The 20,809-nt window shown below is 51.0% G+C and carries 6 protein-coding genes; 2 read left to right on the top strand and 4 right to left on the bottom strand.

What is annotated here, in order from left to right:
* Positions 1–151: 151 nt before the first annotated feature.
* The 3 genes from RBB63_RS15655 to RBB63_RS15665 all read right to left on the bottom strand — a co-directional run bounded on the left by RBB63_RS15655 (position 152) and on the right by RBB63_RS15665 (position 5,736).
* Positions 152–3,403, bottom strand: coding sequence for a DNRLRE domain-containing protein (locus RBB63_RS15655; RefSeq protein ID WP_309385907.1), 3,252 nt, complete (start codon positions 3,401–3,403; stop codon positions 152–154).
* Between the two features lie 261 nt (positions 3,404–3,664).
* Entirely contained in the window at positions 3,665–4,651 is a 987-nt protein-coding gene (locus RBB63_RS15660; protein WP_309385908.1) for a sugar phosphate isomerase/epimerase family protein, read from the bottom strand.
* A 29-nt stretch (positions 4,652–4,680) separates the two neighbouring features.
* Positions 4,681–5,736: a Gfo/Idh/MocA family protein gene (locus tag RBB63_RS15665; RefSeq protein ID WP_309385909.1), complete on the bottom strand. Its 1,056-nt coding sequence runs from the start codon at positions 5,734–5,736 to the stop codon at positions 4,681–4,683.
* A 71-nt stretch (positions 5,737–5,807) separates the two neighbouring features.
* Between RBB63_RS15665 and RBB63_RS15670 the strand changes: the two genes are divergently transcribed.
* Positions 5,808–6,590 carry an AraC family transcriptional regulator gene (locus tag RBB63_RS15670; protein WP_309385910.1) on the top strand — a complete coding sequence of 261 codons (783 nt, stop codon included), beginning with the start codon at positions 5,808–5,810 and terminating at the stop codon, positions 6,588–6,590.
* Between the two features lie 35 nt (positions 6,591–6,625).
* Here RBB63_RS15670 and RBB63_RS15675 read toward each other — a convergent pair whose 3' ends face one another.
* Positions 6,626–7,561, bottom strand: coding sequence for a peptidylprolyl isomerase (locus RBB63_RS15675; protein ID WP_309385911.1), 936 nt, complete (start codon positions 7,559–7,561; stop codon positions 6,626–6,628).
* 616 nt (positions 7,562–8,177) lie between these two features.
* On the opposite strand from RBB63_RS15675, the gene RBB63_RS15680 reads away from it, so the two are divergent.
* On the top strand, positions 8,178–20,780 hold the full coding sequence (locus tag RBB63_RS15680) for a hypothetical protein (RefSeq protein ID WP_309385912.1): 12,603 nt from the start codon (positions 8,178–8,180) through the stop codon (positions 20,778–20,780).
* The last annotated feature ends 29 nt before the right edge of the window (positions 20,781–20,809 follow it).

Below are 20,809 nucleotides of genomic sequence, written 5' to 3' on the forward strand. Positions count from 1 at the left end.
ACAAAGCAATATTTGTATCATTTAGATACATTTATCAAATATAAACTGCGTCTCAAAACAAATTTCTTTTTCAGCCAACGAATATACTGCCCAACACATGCATCCATCGTCTGCAGAGCCAATGAATAGGCGAAGAGCCTGATCGTTCAGGCTACTCCAAAACAATCTCACCTTCTCGCCAATCGCTGGTCGGTAGCATAACTGAACCACCTACGTAACTCAAGCTCTGCGAATTTCCATTCACATAAAAGCGCCACACTTCCCCAGTTGCAGGAGCCTTCAATCCACTGATGGTCAAATCCGGTCCGGCAACATCATTACCAGTGGAATCAAACATTGTCCGACTAACCAGCAGGTAACCGCTATCGACAATCGGCGCGGCATCTTCCGTCACTAACATCACAGTGGCAAAGCCGGAACTATCCACAATATCGAGATGCTGCAAACCCGCCGGGGCCATGCCATCCAGAGATCCGCTGAACACCTCAGCTTGCTCGGCAGCGCCCGTTAGCTGATTTCGCACAATGTCCTTGGCAATCTCGCCGGTATCCGAAACCAATACATCGCCAGTCGGCTCACTCGTCATGAAAAACGCAGAATCCTGCCCACTAGATTTTGCACCAAATGACTTACGAATTTCGTGTAAGTTCTGCCAACCCGCCTCGTAGGAGTATTTTTCGGCAATTAAACCGTAGTAACTCGACTGCCAAAGAGGATCATCCACATAGACGGTAATTGGAGACTGCGAACGCCCAAAGAGACCACGTCGAAAAATCAAGCCCGCAGCGCGCATGTGATCCTGCATCATACTGTCTGCGACCATGGCGCCCAGATTTGAATCACGCGTCACAGGGTCACCTTGCCCATCACTCGCCACACTGCCATCGCCATGATTCCATGCGAACCAAGTAAATCCATTCCAACCCTGAAGCAGACCGTAGGTTGCTGCGGCCGCCATCAACATGGTTCGCTTGGGGTCGTCTTCAGCGCGATTCCCACTGCCTTCCCGTTGATTAAACTCACTGATGATGTATGGCTTGCCCGCGATAGCACACTTCGACAAGGAGCGCACCCAATCATCAAGTGTGTCTGTAACCTCTGGCCGAACATAACCATGATTCTCAATGTAATCCCCCATGTCCGCGTTCATCTTTAGCGGACGTTCTCCCCGCCAAAGATTGGAAAAGATCAACGCCTTATCGTAGCCCAACGAATCAATATGATTCTTCATGCGTTGAAAATGCGCACGATCGAGCTCATCCAAAAAATCAGACCTCGCCTCACGTTGTGCTGTTGTCGATGGGCTATAGATATCGCATGGCGTAACTCCATGAGTAGAGGTATAGGCGTCCCATTGATTGTTCAGCAAATCAGTCCAATAGGAAACTGCCGGGAAGTCATCACTCAGAAACTTGTTGCCCGCAACAATGACATACTCGGATGAAAACTCATTGATCGTTTCCAATGCAAAAACTTGGGGATCTTCGCCGTAGCTTAAACCCGTATATGGATTTACGTGCGAAAGCAAATTAGTGACGAATTCCTCGTCGATCAAAGCAGCACGCTCGTCAAACACTGGAAGCATCTTTTTCTTATCGATGGAGAACTGCCAATGTGAGTCGTTTAAATCCGCCATCGCAGCTTGCCAAGCTTGCTCATCTGCCGATGTCGTGGACTGAATGGATACATCTCCCGGTAGATAATTCCGCGTGAAACGCATAGCAAATGTCACGTAGATACCATGCTCTCGAAGCCGCGCATTGAGATAATCAAATCGTTCCAAAGCATTGCCATCCAGTTCCCGTGAAGTATTATTAGCGTAACTCACCAATGCGGAAATGCCTGACTTCACATTCCAATCTAAACTAGGGCGCAGCATATGGTGCCAGCGAACACAATTCACTCCACGGTCAGCCAGAAAGGCTGCATAAGCGTCCGCCGTAGCGTGGTCAGGATAAAACGCTACACAATTAACCGCCCAGAAGCGCATGGGTGACTGATCTCCAGATCGCAAAAACTCATCCCCACTAACAGAGATTGACTCGATTAAATCATCGCCAGGGGGAGGCGTAGAGTCTCCACCCAAATATGTCACTTCCAAGCGGGGCGAATATAACCCCTGCCCTTCAGATCGCGCATACATCCCGTTGTAGACACCACCGCCAAATAGAAGCAGACCGTGGTTATCCAATCCCCCATCATACCAGGATTGAACGATATCCGTCACATCTACGGATATCCAGGAATCAACTGGCGCCCCAGCATAGTCGCCCACCGCATAGAACGCATCATCATAGTCGATGCCCGGCAGGGGTCCTGCAGTAGCCACAGAAACATTTCCCCAATACTCGGTTGGCGCACTGCCATCATGCCCGCGGTAGCTCCAGGTAACCTCATCACGATTCCAACTTTTTAAAAGCGGATACGCGGTAAAGGTCTGAGTTGAGCTACCCCATGTGCCCTCCAAATACAGATGCAACATGGCTGATTCTATCATGGCGCCACTGGCGGGCACCTGGTTCAAGCTCCCACCAAATATATCATCAAAGCGAATCATACCCGCAGATGCCGCCGAAGACTCCGGCAGACCAAAAGCGTACAGTCGCCAATCATTGATTCTACTTAGCGGATTATTCCCCTGGATCGTGCTGCATTCTGTGGAGGCATAGCCATCCTGGCCTTCCTGAAAGCTAACCGTGGTCAAACTCTGTTCCTTATAATCGATCTGAAGTATCGGAGATGTCGTACCCGTGGTCATCGAGCACCCCATCAGCCCTTGATAAACGCCATCCCCGAAGGCAATAATCCCGTTATTAGCAAGACTTCCACTGTGCCATGCCTGAACGATATCGGTGACATCTAATGCAATCCAACTTCCTGCACTCGCATTAGAAAAATCAGCCACGGTCAGAAATCCAACATCATAATCAACATTAGCTACAGGACCATTCGTGGCGGAGGATCCTGCGCCCCAGTAAGCCACCGGAACCCCGCCATCATATGCGCGATAGCTCCAACTGGCAGAAGCTCGATCCCAACTCGTGAGCATGGGGTAGATATCCAGCTCCTGCGTTGCAGCACTTCCCCACTGTGCATTCAGATAGATCCAGATAGTCGCCGATTCAATAGTTACCCCCGTTGACGGCGCCTGATTAGCACCGCTGCCAAAGAGATCATCAAACTTCAATAGTCCAGGGCTTGCTCCGGAATTGCCTGGTCTTCCGAAAGCGTACCAACGCCAATCAGCAATGCGACTCAGAGGATTGGATTGAGGAATAGAAACAGTGGCTGATGATGCATAACCATCTTGGCCCTGCTGAAAAGAAACGGAAACATTCCCTGCGTTAGACAGAGGTGCAATTGATAAAAACAGGCACAATAGCAAACAACAGAGACGGCGCATAGTAACGGGGGTTTAAGTTACAACTCACGGGGTTTATTCATCCATCGTATGCAAAGAAATTAACAAGGCAAGCCTTTTGTATTTTTTAAATACATTTAAAACGCACATACCTAAATCAATGAATTGAGCGGCAAACCACTCCATGCATTCGCTATCGATAATCAAGTTGGTGAGCGCGACTACACAGCAAAGCCCTCCCACCCAATAACACGGTTCGACTCTAAGCGCACAATCGCCGCTCCCTTACTCCAGCCAACCGACTCAATCACATTCAGAAGCTGGCAAAGCAATCCTAGTGGCGGCGTTAAGCAACTCTAGATCCGCCGTAGGATAGGCGCCCTGCAGTAACTCCATGAGCCGTCGCCCGTAATTGATGAACATCCGGAATTGCGCATCCCACTCAGCCTTTTGCTGAATACCCGTATCGTGGTAAACCGCGCCAACATGGGGCTCAATAGAGACAATGCCATTGTAATCACGCCTGATTAAGTCGTTCAGGATACGCGCGACGTCACCATCCCCACTTCCGGGAAAGACATACTCTGTCGCCATGAAATTCAGCTTCTGCGGCAGCTCTCCATAGCATACTGAATCCTTAATGTGCACATGGCAGACATAGTCGCGCACCTGCTCCCATACAGCCCAAGTATTTTGTCGCGGATAAGGCGGACCAGCCTGAGTTAAATCAGGAGACAAGAGCGGATTTCCGGTATCGAAAATCAGGCCCAACCCAGGAACTTGCTCAACTAGCTCCATGGTCTGCTGAACACCAAGCCCCCCATAATTGAAACAATTCTCGTGAAGCGGCTTAATGCCTGCATCCAGAAAGCGTTGGCAGATTATCTTGAGATTCTTAATCCGCTTATCCACCTTGAGATCCTTGATCGAAGCGTCGCCATCGATCTTATAGCTCATGATGCGCACATAGGGTGCGTTCAGCCGCAACATACGTGGGATAAGGCACTCTGCGTCTCTCAAATCCTTTTCTAAGTCACCATTTGCGTCACGAGACCAATTGGCAATCTGGGAGCCGATTCCACAGACTTGGATTCCATTGGTTTCGAGCGCATCGCACACTTGGTCGAACGCGTCATCATCCAGCGCCGCAATATTGATTCGGTCCACATCACGCAGTTCGATATGCTTCCAGCCCAGTTCAAGCAGCCCAGCAATCTGACGCTCGATAGAGGCGCCAGCCTCATCCCCAATTGCCGCAAACTTAAATTTTGGTCGTTTCAAATTTTTCATAGGTTACCAGTGTTAAGCGTTCCTCTGTTTTAGCGGACAACGCTTGCCGCGCCGCTAGAATTAGTAAGGCGAACCCGCAACCCAGTAGAAGCTGACTCACGTATAGCGTCCAAAACTTCGGCGACATGCAACGCATCCGCATCCCCCATTCGATAAGATTTTTCACCAGACAACTCGCCCGCAATTGCATCATAGACATCCCTTGTATCACCGAAGGGGTCTCCTTGAATCACCGCATCACGAGATTCGATAGTAAAGTTCTGGCGATACTCGTCCTCGCGCTCCGAGCTGGGCGCCTTCAGTTCGCGGATATCAGCTTCCCTAACATTGCTAACCTGAATGGCTCCTTGTTCCCCCTGCAGGAACCAATTCGGCAACTGAATGGGAGACTGAGTGAGTTCCACTTCGCCCCAAACGCCATTTTCAAACTCGAGCGTCGCCTTGAAAGCATCCTCCACATCGCCGGGATTCCAAAATTGCCATATTGACGCATTGACTGACTTTACACGACTGCCCGCTAACACCATAAGCTGATCGACGAGGTGCGGCCCCCAATTGAGCAAGTAGCCGCCACCAAACTCTCGCCAAATTTGCCAATCATTCCGCAAAGAACAAGTGGTATGTGCTCGGCGAATGATTTTCAATTGACCAATACTTCGACATTCCCGTTGCAGGAATTCAAGATCCGCCGACCACCGCACCGGCGCCCAAAAAAGAATGCGGCGATTATAGCGGTTTGCGGTGTTGATCATCTCATGAACCTCTGCTGCATCGACACCCCACGGCTTCGTGACCAACGTGTTGAATCCCGCTTCCAAACACTGTAAAGCAAGCCTGCAGTGGTCATTGCTACGCACCATCACCAAAACGAGATCCAAGTCGCCAGCCTCCAACATCGACTCGATGCAATGATAGCCTTCGCAACCAAAATACTCCGCGCCCTTGCTCAGATTTGCGGGATCAATATCGCAGACAGAGACTACCTTAAACCGGGGATGCTCGATCAAACACGGTGCATGCAAACCCATTGCGTTGCGACCTACACCCACAATTCCCATTCGTAAAACAGAATGCTCAATTTCCATACCCTATTCTATCAAATAGGAAGCCGATATCGAAATGGACATTCGCAAATTATTTTGCACTATACTCGCATATGGCGCTAAACCAAATTCTGCTAACCGAGCAGCCCTTATACATCGAACGAGATGCAGGTTGGACCTGGGAGACCGTCATTCCCGATTACTACAATCTCTGGTACATGCACGAAGGAGAAGAATTTATCCAATGCGATAACGTGCTTTATCATGCACGACCAGGAACTGCTTGCCTCTTTCTGCCTGGCCAACGCGTTCACTCACTCAATCAATGCAGGCGACCACTGAAAAACTCGGCAATACATTTCAAGCTGAAGGACGCCACAACGCACCTCAGCTTGAAGCCGGCCTCTTGCACGATAGTCAATCGCACCTTATTCGAAGGGCTGTGTCTGGCGATTCAGCAAAGCACACTTGAAGCTGAGCACTCCCAAATTGCCTTACTGCGCATGCAAAGCCTGTGCGCATGTCTGGTGCACATTTTTTTGAAGGAATTCACCGACTCTCAGCAGGATACGCTCTATGCCTGCATCCAGGCTCAGATGGACGCCATGCAAAGACGCCCGGAGCAACCGAGATCAATTGCCGAACTAGCCGCAGAAGCACAGCTATCTGAAGCCCAATACTATCGAAGATTTCGTCAGCACACCGGAGAAACGCCAACTCAATTTCACTTAAAGTGCAAGATGACGCACGCTCGATTTTTACTGCGTCAAACCAGAGAGCCAATCGCCGCGATAGCCGATCAACTAGGTTACACCGATCAGTATTTCTTCAGTCGCCAGTTCAAAAAACTTAACGGCGTCAACCCCAGGGAATATCGAAATCTTCAAGACCGTTAAATTCTCCAATAAGAAGCTACTCTCAATCTACGAGGTCATGGCAGCGGAGGCGCCTGCAGTTCCTTTTCTTCTTCAACAGAGGGCTCAAATTCCGCTGCCCAATCGGGCTGTAATATAGTGACCCCCGCATGGGCAATGACCTCTTCTCTAAAATCTAAAATAATTTTCTCCTTTTTCTCTCGATTCAATAGAGCTTCAATCATTTTCCGCGCTGCTTCATCCAGTGGCTGGACATGCACCGGACGCGTCTCGATCAATTTGACCAACCCCCATCCATCCTCCAATTGGATAGGTTCAGAAACATCCCCTGGCGATCGGAGAGCGAACCCCACCTCAACCAATGAATCAGGCACAGACGCGGGAAATTGATCGCGCTTGACCCAACCGATATCCCCACCTCGATAGCGGCTTCGTTTGTCATTAGAATACTTCAAGGCCAATTGCGCAAACCCCTGTTCTGCGCTCAGCTCAGCCGCTTCCGACTTCGCCATACTCACCCGCTCAGCCGCCTGGCCTTCTTTATCTAAGGCGTAAATGATCGCTAAACGGCGTTGCTCGGGCTCCACAAAGAGTTCAGTGCGCTGAGTATAAACGGTCTCGATCTCGTCATCGGAAACTTCCACATTCTCCAGACGCGGCTCCAGCAAACTTCTTTTCAGTTCTCCAATGATCAGACCGTCAATCCGCTTCTGGACTTCGGGATCATCAGTAACACCCACTTCCTGGGCGTAGTATAAAAGAGCCTCCCGACCAATCATTCGCTCCAGCACAGACTCAGGCGAAGCGCGCCCATGCGCCCGAGTTACCTCCGCTTGCAAAGCATCCAAGGTTATCTCTCGGTCACCAACCTGAGCGACTAAATCCATTGAGGTGCCATTGACTGGCTCCTCCTCTGGCGGATTTGGTTTACAGGCAGCAAACCAAAAAAACAGAGGCAGTGTAAAAAATATGCGAAAAACAATTCGAAGCATCGACGCCTTCGGACAGCTGATACCTGCCAATTGCCTGTAACTTAAGTGCATCAACTAACCGTTTAGATACCGACTAACATGACCACAAGCCCAATAAGCTCTGCCGCCAAAGCCTTACAAGACAATCGACAGTAAAATTCACGGTTCAACGACTTCATTAACCTTACATTAAGATTGCCAATGGTATACTGGAGGCATACAACGCTAAAAAGGCGATCAAACCGAATATTCCAGTGGCTAAAGGGTTTCCTGATTCCACGGCGTCTTACTATGTTTCCAACTACTTTCACGCAATTTCCATGGCGCAAGGGCTACCTGTCGCCAAGCCAATGGCGTGTGTGCATTCACTGCTTATTGATTCGTTACCACGATCAATCATTAAGTACATTGAACAAACTGAGCCGATCTCATGGGGCTAGTGAATTCAGTGAAATATTATTTCAACATAAAGCATCTAACTCCTACCTTAACCCTTTGCGTGAATATCAATAAATACAATTTAAGAAACTGGAGTGTTTTCCCTTGCACACGCGCTGCCTACCTTACTTTTCTCGCAATAGGCATAGCGCTCGGAACCGCATCAAGCCTGAAAGCCGCAACCCGTGATGGCCAAGCAATGGCGGTGGCGCTAGAGGCGTTTGATGGCGATGGTTTCCGCATCATTCAAGTAGTTGAAGGTCCAGTGGACAGCCGAACATCCCCGAGCTACGGTTACTATGTGTTTGGCGCCTTGATCGATGGCACCAGCGGCATTAGCTGGAATGGGCAGACGTTTGAAGCGGAACTCGAAGACTCCAGCCTGCCAGCCTACGCCACGGGCGACGATGGCACGGGAGATTATGTCACGCGGCCCGTCGGCTTTTTGGCGCAGATCGATCCATCCGGCCAGCTGAACTGGGTGCGCTTCATTATGGCGCAGGCCAACGCCAGCCTGGATGACGCCAGCTACCTGACGCTGGACTCCAGCACCGTGGCGTATGTGGAAACGGAAGACTGGACAATCAATGCCCTGGGCGACTATTTCCGCGCAGACGAGGGTAAGATGGCCTCGCGCCTGGGCGGCATTTCGGTCGCTGAAGACTACGGCATTGCACTGGCTTTTAATTTAGGCGCTGCGACCCGGCTTTATGGTAAAAGCGGTTCACAGTCCGCGCAATTCTGGACCGATGTGGACGTTGCTACCTCAGACACCCCCACCGAATCGGTGAATTTTTTGGAAAATGAATTAGCGCTCTACATCGATGATGGCGCCAGCAACTCCTCTATTCGCTCGGATTCGTTTATTGAAAACTCATGCAATATTGGAGTCGTCCTGGATTTTGATGGAGACTTGATTGATACGTTTTACCTCCGGGGCGAGCAGGATTATTATTTGCTGAACGAAGGTGCGGTAACGAATGAAGTGCCCACCTGGATTAGTGATGTCTATTTCGATGAGGGCACGGGCGATGTAGTATTTTGTGGCTTCTCAGATCTTGTCGGAGGCGCCTATCAGCCTTACACGCGTGGAGTCAGTGATCTAGAGGCAGATATTAACGGCAGCTTAGACAGCACGCTTCCTTTCGTTGTCAATTTTACTGCTTACTTCGACACCGTCGCCAGTAAATTTAATAATATCAACACCACTACTGGCTCGTACAGTTATCTCTTAGAGAACGATACTGCGGCGAACTATGAGGAAGTAGACTGGCGAGTTACGGGATTCATCGGCCAATTTTCGAGCATCGGAGATCAAGATACTGCGGTGATTGCCAACTTCCAAGCCTACATTGGACAGTTTTACACACTTTTGGATTCTACTGACGCACAGGAAATCTGTGAACCATATTATAGCACTGGTCTCTTTGCTGTTTATTATGCTCCTTATCGCATTCTTTACAGTAAAGCAGTTGATTCCATATTCATCGGTGCTGGCGCATCTTATGGAAATCTATATTATTATGAAGGGAAATATGGGGACTACACTGAATTCTATGACTACGCCAATTGCCTATATGCCTGCCAGGGATTAACCGCAAAACCGTCAGGGGGTGTAGTCAGCGCCAACGCCACTGCCTCGGTGGCGGGAGGATACCCAACCGTATTCACGCTCTTTCAATATTCAGGAGGGGTAAAAGATTTTGCAGAAGATGCTTCCAACACCGACAATGTAGTTTCGCCAATTGCAGAAGATCACCATGGGCACAGCTTCGACCATGTATCCATCGTGGGCCAGTTGGTAAACCCAGGAACTCTGTCCATCAGCACAGATGAAGATGTCGCAACTGGCAGTAGCAGTACTGCCACAATCGATGTGCCGATCACCATCTGGTCCGAGAATTCTTTTTATTACACCGGAAGCGACGAAGATACTTACAATGTTGGTGGTGGTGTTTTTGGAATATATGATGATACGCCCTACTATTACGACTATGTTTATGAGTCTGTAGCTGGTGGCAACTCGGGGGACATCACCCAAACACCATTGGAAGCCCAACTGCCCATGCTGCTCTTTTTCCGATATGACGACTCGAGTGGTTCAGTGGAACTAACGCCAGAAATGGCAACCGTGGTGGCCCCGAAACTAACCGGAGAACATTTCTGGAACACCTATTTCACAGGATCAACCAACTGGAGTAGTCGGACAACCGATAGCGATGACAATCCACTGATTTTCTGGCCGGTATCTTTGTCTTTAACGGATGATGGCTACGATGAAGCAGAATCAAACAGCGACTACGTGCCTATGCGCTACGATCCGTTGTATATCTACAGTAAAGACGAAAAAAAATACATCGACGAGTTGGACACCTTTTACAGCGACGGCACAACGACCAGCGCAGATGAGTATGCATCCGGCGAGTATTTCGACTTCATCTTCGGCGTTCTGGACGACATCACCCAGGATGATAGCCCAGACTTGAGCTCTGCCTGGGTTGGTGGTAATCGCCTCATCGGTGACGACCTGGGGCAAACTTCGGCGGACACCCTGCAAATGATTGCGGCAATGAACGATGATGGACAAATCGTGCTCATCGGCACCCTCGCCGCCAACGATGATGATGACTATATTCTGATCTCATCTCCCGACAGTTCGACTGACGACACGACCATCATTAATACCTCTTCCAGCATCGATGAACTGTTTGCAGCGTTTTTCTCAATCGATAGCTCCTACGACATCACTGCCCAGACTGGCTATGAAGTGTTCTTCGAACTGCCTGCCTTTATAAGCCCCGATCTGTTAAGCGTTGGCGATGACAGCAGTCTGGGCATCGAACCAGATCCGGGCACAGCCTTGCTCGTCGAAAATACGGACTTGGCGATCGAACTGCCTTACCGCTTGTATTATGATATTGATGGCAACCTAACCTACAAGTCCACCGATTCCGACGACACAGGCGCGCAAGGCCTCGACAACGATGACAAGCGTATTCGCTATACCTTGGACTCCTATTCAATCGTTGGGAGCGCTACGACCGAAACCGGCAATGATATCAGCTTCACTTTGACGGAAGACACCTCCATCAAAGTGGATTACACTGCTGAATACAGCACCATTTGGACGGTGAGCGCGACTGACGCAGACGACTACGCTGAGCAGGTACTAGACTCATTGCCGGATCCCGTTCCGAACGAGGCATTCTTCTGGACCGATAAAGATGACGCCATCACGCCCTATGTGACCGGCGCAGTCAGTGCGCCAGCATCCACTAACAATGGCATTATCGATGGCGCACGCTATGTCGTCACGGAATTCGATCGTGACCTCTACAGCGTCTATTCCGGCCTGGTGATTGATGATGGCAATAATGAGATCATCTTCGGTGATATCTCCAATTTCACCACTGGAGACATGACGTTCCAAATCCAGTTTCAAGATGTAGAATGGGAAGAGGGATACATTTACATATTGCTGCAGATCGACCAAGCGCACGCCAATATGTTACTCTACGCAATATTAGAGGATGACGAACTGACCATTTACGCTGAAGTCAGGATATTGGCTGGCTCTCATGTAAACCTTTCGGGAACACTGGATGAATTCGAATCCGGTATGCTGACTTGCGTTTACAGCGGCCTGGGCACTTCGTCCATAGAATTCGATGTATACCTCCAGGAGGGCAATGACTCAGATGTAGACCAGTCCGATACGGATTCAGTTACCTCAGCCACTGATACCTATGAAATGGCGACCTCGGGTGAATGCATTTTCTCACCATCCGATGTGACCGCCTCCTCAAATTTTGCGGTAACCTCTTCTGACTATACCATCATCGGGGTGCCTGCGACCATCGGCCAGATCCGCTGGTGGGACGTAGCTTTGACGGAAGATCAGGTCGTGAGCTACGGGCAAAAAGTGCTCACTGGCACGGAAAGCGATTTGGTTGGTTTCTGGTATTTCGAAATTGATGAGGGCAACAGTGAAGAAGACCTGACGGGGAATGGAAACACGGCGACCCTGGCAGATTTCCAGTCCAATCCATATGACTTCTTTATCAGCAGTACTCCAGATAGCGACAGCGACTACTACCTAACGCCAACCAGCTACTCGACCAGCATCTTGTCGATGCCCAGCTATTCGCAGACGGGCCCGGTAAACCTGAATGTCACCATGCAAAAGCAGTGGCAGTTGGTGATCTCCGCGACCGAGATCGAGGGCACCGCAGCAATCATACCCGTGGTGCTTGAGTTTGACGAAGAGCCTACGGATCTAGAATCAACCTTGCAGGCGGGAACCTTGGTCCCCAGCACCAATACAGACGGCACGACCGGCATTGGCACCTACTGGATCGATGAAGGAAAATATGTGGTCATCGGCTGTTTTCAGAAGACGGGCGATTCCACAGGCACGAGCTTAGTCGGCTGGTCCAATGCGACAAATGTTGCGGACTTAACATCTGCCCAAAAATCAATGAGCATTACCGATGCGGTTGACGATGGCTTGATCAATTACCTGAGCAGCGGCGTCACCGTCGCAGCAATCGAGGACTCAAATGATGAGGATGAGACTGTCGATTTAACCTCTGACTCTCAAGGCAAGTTTTATTACTTCGACACACTTGAGATCGAAGATCAGGTAACCATGACCTGGACCTACAACAATCCGGTTTTTTACTTCGAAACGACGACATCCACGACCGACACCGACGCCGCATTCTACATCGGCGAAAAGCTCTACCCCTTCAGCACGGAAGACGATGACAGTATCCGAAATACCGTAACCTACACGGAATCGGATGGCACGACTTCGACCAACTACATCATTTACGAATTGATGGACGCCTACGGCATTGATGAGAGCTATTGGTCGTCTGTCGAAGTGAGCATTGAAAACACATCCAACAATACGCCAACGCTCAGCCTCATACAGGCCATAAAATCGACTTCCACAGCGAGCGATATTTTGGGTTGGAGCGCTGAAGAGATGGCGCTCGTGGCGATGCAGCCAGGCATCGTGCAAGCCACTTGGGAGATTGAACTCTCTTACACAGATTCGAGTGACATTTCCAATGTGATTTCCGGCTACCTGACGATCGAAGTAGAAGTCCTGGATCCCACCGATAGCGACTACGCCAGCTTTTACGCCGACCAAATCGTGACCATGGTGCTCGATGCGGGTAATGCGTTACTCGATCCCAATGATGCGGACGATTACATTTTCTATGACTTCATCTACTGGTCGGGTTCGGATGAAACTCGGTCGACCGTGCTTAACAATGCAACTTACGGCCCCGAGCTCAGTGCGCCTTACGAGGGCTACACTGTCCTTCGATTCCTGACTACATCCGATGGCACCACGCCTCGGGGAGATCTCAACAGCGAAATCTGGAAAATTCTCGTGGTTGAGTCCGAGGCCTTGAGCTATACCGACAATGCTGATGGCACAGTGTCGTTTACACTAGGTGGTGAGGCTGTTGATAACGTCTCAACCAATATTGCGACCGCACTGACTGCCTACAACGACTTGGGCGCCAGCCAGGATAATGCTGGCATAGGAACAGGGCGTTTGATGTCCACCACAACTTATGGCTACCTCGCGCCGGTCAACAACGCCATCTATGAAAGCGTTTCCGACGACGCCTACTACCCCGGCTTACCCGACGGTAATATCATCCCGGTGAACACCATCGAATACGCAAGCAACGACGTCTCTGGAGACGACACCCTTCCCTACCAAGTGGTGGTCGCATGGTTCGTTGGCGGAGATGATTACTTTGGCGCTTACATCCCGTCGAATCCGCTGCAATATACGCCGGTCTATCCCGATTATACCGAGTGCAATGGCTTCATCACAATTTCGAGCACCCTGGGCAGCCAATCCCTGTATGGTGATGACTCGTATCAGGAGGATGATTCCGCCAGCACACCGAAGTATTCGACGCTGCCAACCGCCGATTTCGTCGATGCCTACATCTATTATCAAAATGATCCGGACGAGCCTGGCTATAATCCTAACGAAGAACATGCAATTCTGGCTGACGCCAATTCCAATACAGAACAAAACAGTTATTCGGATAAAGACGGTGACGTGGTGTTCGCTCTGCGCGACGATTTAAATGTCACCACTGATAATCAATCGGATTACACGAACTCGCCAGTGCTCACCTCAGAGCCCTATGTGCTGGTAACTTACTATGACAGCGATAATGGCGTTTACGACATGCTCATTTATGCGGTCTATAAGGACCAAGCGCCTACTTCTGCCGATGACAGCACTTTGGTGGACGTTGACTTCGACTTGGTCGGTTATGAGGCTGGCACTTTAATTGAGCCGCCATACCCGCTAAGCATTGTGATCGGCGCATCATCGGTCCCCTCGTTTTATCAAGCCGATGCATCAGCGCCGAATGTGCCGTTTTGGGAAGATGTCAATGGCGACTACTGGACCATTGCCGGAGATAGCGACTACTACGGATTCTTCTTTTATGAGATGACCGGTTCATTCTACTTTCCGGAGCTGACCGACAGTAATGGAACTGCAGATTACTCCAATGGCGATGTCATTTCCTGGTACCCCAGCAGCCTGACCGAGCCAATCCCCAGCTACAGCAGCGGGGATGACCTCAAGGCCGACTACGAAGTTGATCCCACCGATGCGACTTGGGCTCCGGTCGAGTGGACATTGGATTCCGAGTGGCCAGACAATGTCGCCATTCTCAAAGTCGGCGAAACCATGACGTATGGCGGCGGCGATTTTTACAGCGACAACAGTTACTACCCAACGATGCCCACGATCAACTACTCGACCGAAACGGGCGATTTCGAGATCCAGGATGAAAACGGCACGGGGTCAGGAAGCCTGAGTTACCAATCAACTGCCGATGAGATCGAGTCCGCGCTCAATGGCATGAATTCCTCCAATGGTCCCAACAATGTCGAAGTGACCGTAACCGGCTCATTCCCGTCCTGGGTGATTACGTTTAATGAAGCTGGCGCTGAAACGATTACCATTTCATCGGATGTTTCGGATACCGCTAACTATTCCATGACGTTAACTTCGGTCGTCACCGGGGATGATGTGACCGATACGGACGCCGTCTATTATTTGTATGTATCTGGTGTGAGTGAGAGTAGCGATAGCGCAGTGTGGGCAATGACCTCGACCCTGGATGATTCCGACACCACCTCAGCCTTTGCTTTGCGGGCAACGGCTACAGAGCTGGAACTGGCGCTGAACAATATGAATGCGGAGACTGGTCCGTTCGGCGACGGTTTCGTCACGGTCACTGGTGAGAACCCAAGCTTTACCGTCACTTGGAATGATGTTGGTTCTCGTGATTACTTACTCGAAGCCGACACATCGGTGAACATCTACCCGATCTCATTTGTTGAAGTAGTGGAATCTATTGCTGGAGACGAGGACACCGCTGAAGTTCAAACCATCACGCTGGTAGCCCAACAGGTGACCGGACTGCCCGACGTGATCGAATGGCTGTCTGGCCAAGTTGTCTTTGACGAGTTGAACCCCGATGGCAGTGAATACGAGTCGCTCACTGAGGCTTATGAGCAGTCCAGCGTTCGCTTTTATAATCCATTTGCGGCGATTACCGTCGACTTGGAGGGGACGTTCTCCAGTTCCGTCACAAGCGATACGGAGGTCTTCACGACTTACTCGGGCACAGACTACTCCGACTACGAGTATTTCTACATGTTCTCGGCCAGTCTGCAGAATCGAGTAGCCTACGATCCCAGCGAAAATCAACTGGCGCTGGTCGGACTCATCAATGGCAGCAGTATCAGCTCAGGCAGTGTGTCTTCTCTGGAAGCGGATACAAATTACATTCAGCCCAACGTACTCTCGGGGGATGATTTGGAGGAACTGTTGGAAGATGTCGCGGCTGATGACACCTGGGCGGCGGACAGCACTTCCAGCGGTTATATGAATGACGCGTTGCTATCGCTCTACTACATCTCGCGAAATCCCAATGCGGTTTTTACCACAGTGGTGGGCGAGGCGCCAACTGCGCAGACTGGCGATAGCGCCGATATCGATGTCGATCTTTATACTTGGCTCGTTGGTCTGGATGACGATGACAGCGATGGTTATGCCGAGCCCGAATCAGTTCTGGGTGAAGGCGCAGTGGTGACCACCAATTTTGCCTATTTGGTTAACGCGCTTTCGGACGGCTCCTTTACCGGCGCCTACTTTGTGATCGCAGAGAATAACGACAGCTCATTGGTTGGCGAAACCGTGGATCTGGAAGTTGTTTACCTGGCGCCGGAACTGGTGACCGGCACCATCATCAGCATTGATCCTACTGACGCATTTCAACAGAAGCAAACGCTGCGACTGGACCAGGACTTCGGCGCAAATGCTTCCTACTACGAAAGCACCGATTCTTCATCAGTTGATTTAGTGACATTTGACTGGATCTATCAATTGCCGACGACAGGCTCGACCAGCTATCCTCAACCGCCGGATGACATCACGACCGATAGTGAAGGCTGGACCATACTTTCCACGCAAACCGGGCAGGAAATTACCATCGAAGAAGACACCGCGTTACTACTCACCGACTACTGGTTCTACGCCCGCTATAAATCTACCGACGAAACCGAAGAATCCTCCTGGGCGGGCGCGGCGAATTCATCAACGACCTCTGGCGAATATGTGCCGCAGCTTTCGACGGGCTGGGTAAACCGCGTGCTGGACGCCATCAACTATTTCGAAAACCGTTACACGGACTTGATTTACACCGACGCAGCGGACCCCTATACGAGCATTATCCAGCAAGCGGGCGCGCCCTACGATGGCGATGTCGCTCTGGATGATGATCAAGACTACATTGAAGACGTCGGACTGATTGAGTTCTACACCACGCTGTATAATTACGCCTACGATCTCGCTAGCGACGCCGGCGTTGTCGAAGACGTGAGTGATGCCCTGCTGAATGCCGCAAACCGCATCGCGTTCCTTTATTATCTCTTGGGCAACGAAGCCTATGCGGACGGCATTGATCCACTGGTTGGCGCAATCAAGGAGGTCGTCGATCCTGACTCATCCAACTCCAGCTCAAGCCCGGGCGATGTCGGCTTGCAGTATAATGTGCTCCCGCCCAATACACATGCCTTCGATGAAATGGTCATCGACCTGAACACGGAAGAACTCGCCCTCTTGCGAGGACAGGCGCTCAGTGAGCCAACGGACCCTTCCAACGATCAGCCCAGCACAGGAGCCTACCCGGTGTATAACCGGCTTTATTGGAACTTTACCGGTGGTGAAGGCCAAACCGCCTACACGCTCAACTACGCAACATCGGATTATGACTTCGATGGATTCATCGACGAAAATGACGCCGAGGAACTTTACCCTCAAGGGCATGGCGATGCCTGGGGACACTACCTAAGCTCGGTAGAAATTTACTATGACCTGCTCGCGCTGGATAACTTCTCCTGGAATTATGACGCCGAACCATACGAAGTCGACGACAGCGTGATCGAAGTCTACTACTGGAACGAGCGTCGCTTTGCACAAACCGCAGTAGCCCGAATTCAGTGTGGCATCGATATCCTCATGCGCACTTTCAAAAGCTATTATAGTGAAGATAGCGAAGGGCAATGGGTTGGCTATACCGATACGAATGACTACCGCGCGTGGGGAGTCGAAGGCTGGGCGCGCCGCACCGGTCAAGCGGCGGTGTTTGACTGGGCGACGGCTAATGCGATGGTCCCCGCAGCGCCTGCGCCAGATAGCGGCAGCTTCACTCTGATCTATGACGGCCAGGAAACAGCTGCCATTGAGATAGGTGATGGCGACTTGTATTCGCTGGATACCTTGTCGGAAAATATCGAAACGGCTTTGAATGACTTGCTGGGTGATGGAACGGTTTCGGTCGAAACCAGCGCGGACACCGACAGTGTGCTGCTGACATTTGCGATTACCTGGGCTACGGCCGACGATACTTACGTGCTGGATGTCGATGTAAGCGATCTCTCGCCCAGCTCGTTTGGCATTGTTTCGGAAGAAACTGCGGGTAGCTCAGATGATGGAACGGCATCGGTTCAATTACTGAAAATACAACAAGATAATCGCATCTTTGGCACCGTTTCACGCTCAACAATTGAAGACATTGGTCTGCTGGCGACGAAGGGCGTTTACGTGCAAGAATACTTGGATCGCATTAATAACGGACTGAACCCGATTGGCCTCTCGCCAAACACGGTGCCGTTTTCGATTGATCCGTCGCTGGTCTTGGACGTTGAAACGAATGACAGCACGTTCAACTCGCACTTTGAGCAGGTCTACGATCAGGCGCTCTCCGCGTTTCGCTATGCGTTCAAGGTCTACAGTGTCGCGAACATCCAGAAGGTAAATGTGCGCGCCTTAGAGGTCTCGAGCGAAGCGCTGCGCGAAAGCATTGTCCAGAAAGACTTGGAATATAAGAACCAATTAAAGAAGTTCTTCGGCTCGCCCTACTCCGGCACCATGGGCACCGGCAAGCTCTACGCCGCCGATTATGATGGTCCCGACTATTACCTCTTCAATTACCTGGATAACAACGTGGTCAATGACTACGTAACGCCACTGCCATCGACTTCCTTGGTGGACTTCGTCAGCGAATTCCCCATCGACCTCAGCAGCACCAAGGGGCTGGGTTCGTCGGACAGCGGCTCAGCCGACAATACACTGGAGAGCGTGTATGGTCATTACTTTACCTCCGATGGATCAAATGCGCGGACCATCGACTTTCCCTCTGATGACACGGACGACCTGGATGACGATACCGAAATCGAACGACTGGAAGCCGCGTTGGACATGAGCTTTGACGGCAATGAGTTCAACCTGCCACTGACCGCATCAAACTATGCCTACCTGGCGCCCGACACCTGGGGACAGCGCGATTACTACGGCACGATTCAAATGGCGCTCACCGAAATGGTGCAGGCTGAAGGCTCGTTGCGCGAGTCAGTGCAGAAATACGAGAATCTCGTGCAAGAAATCGAAAACCAGATAACCCTGATCCAAGCCAAGTATGATGTCTATGATGAGATTCTGGATCTCAAGGTTAATAAAGGAAGCACGATTACGAACCTTAAAGTTTCGGCGGCTAACCTCACTGCCTCTGCTGCGTTCTTAAATGCGTATGCAGACGCGATCACGAACGAAATAAAAGGCGTTGGGGATTTGAATGAAAAGATTATTGGATTCTCGGTCGATATCACTCCCATTGCGGACGCGATCGAATATGCTTCCAATCTATTAAGCTACATACCGACAAAGTTGGCTGCAGGATCGACAAGTGCTGCTGCTGACGGCTTGGTGGCAGATGCTATCAACGATGAATATTACCTCGATCTGGACACTTACAAAGACGGCTATCCGTTCGAGCTCCAAGAGCAACTGGCCCAGTTGCAAGTCTTGCTCAACAACGAGCCACTGGCTCGCTATGAAATCTTCACCCAGATCGAGGTGCTTCGCTCTACGCAGCAAAAGTTCCTCGCCGAGCGCGGTGAAGCTTACATGGTCTGGACAGACCGCATCTACTGGAACCAAAAACTGGCGGCGACGATTCAGGAGCGCAAGTCGCGCGATATGGCGTTCCGCATTCAGCGCAACCATGCCTTGGAGCAATACATGCAGGCCTTCGAGCTCGCCCGCCGCTACGCCTTCCTCGCAGCGCAGGCTTATGATTACGAGACCGCGCTTGATCCCAGTGACGACCAGTACATCGGCCCGATGCTGGACTACTTGATGGAAACCACCTTTCTCGGCATGATCACAGGTTACGGCGGGGGCACATCCGACGTGGGTGGTGGTGTTCCGATTTACGGTCAAGGCGGCATCAGTGAAGTACTCGCCTGGATGCAGGCAAACTTCGCGCAGATCAAGGCGCAGAATGGCCATACTCAGGCCAACTACGAAATCCTGTCGTTCTCTCTGCGTGAGGAGCTGGCGGGCATCGAAAAAGACGCCGATGACAGCTCAGACCAAGCGACCGACGACTACTCCTGGCTCCAGTGGCTGACCAGCAGTAGCTCCGGTCTCAACGGCCAGTCCGAGTTCTATGACGACCTCCGCGACAACAGTTACTACAATCTCTATTGTCGCCCGTGGAATTCAGATGGCGACGCAGTGCCTGGCTTTGTCGTTTCCTTCAGCACGACGGTGACCCCAGGCGAAGATTTCTTCGGCTACGATCTGGATGGCGGCGACAGCGCCTACGACCCGTCCCGCTTTGCCACACGCATCTATGGCGTGGCGCTTGAATTCGAGTCTTACGACACCACAAACCTGGCGGCGACGCCGCGCGCCTACCTCGTTCCAGTGGGCAAGGATTTCTCACGCGTTCCCGACTCGCTGTCCACAGAAATTCGCTCTTGGAGCGTCGTCGACCAGAAATTGCCCATCGCCATTCCACCCACCGACTACGAGTTGGAAAGCAATGTCTACGCACCGATCATTGACGGGGTGAATGGCTACTTTGGAGAGATACGCCTGCACTCAGCCTTCTCCGTGGCAACGTCTACGGTCGATCTGGATTCCTTCGACACCACTTCAACTTACTTCGGCGTCGACCTCGTTGGGCGCTCAGTGTGGAACAGTCAGTGGGTGCTGATCATTCCGCTGGAATCGATGCACTACAACGATTATACCACCGATCCCACCGACGGCACCGCTTATCAATATTTCCTCCCCAACATCGACGGCACACTGATCGATGGCGACTCGGCCGCGACGGGAGGCATCACCGATATCATACTTAATCTGATGACCTACTCCTACTCTGGCAATTAATCCTTCGGGGGCATTATGGATAACTTATA

This window comes from Cerasicoccus frondis, assembly GCA_031296915.1.
GTDB classification, from domain to species: domain Bacteria; phylum Verrucomicrobiota; class Verrucomicrobiia; order Opitutales; family Cerasicoccaceae; genus Cerasicoccus; species Cerasicoccus frondis.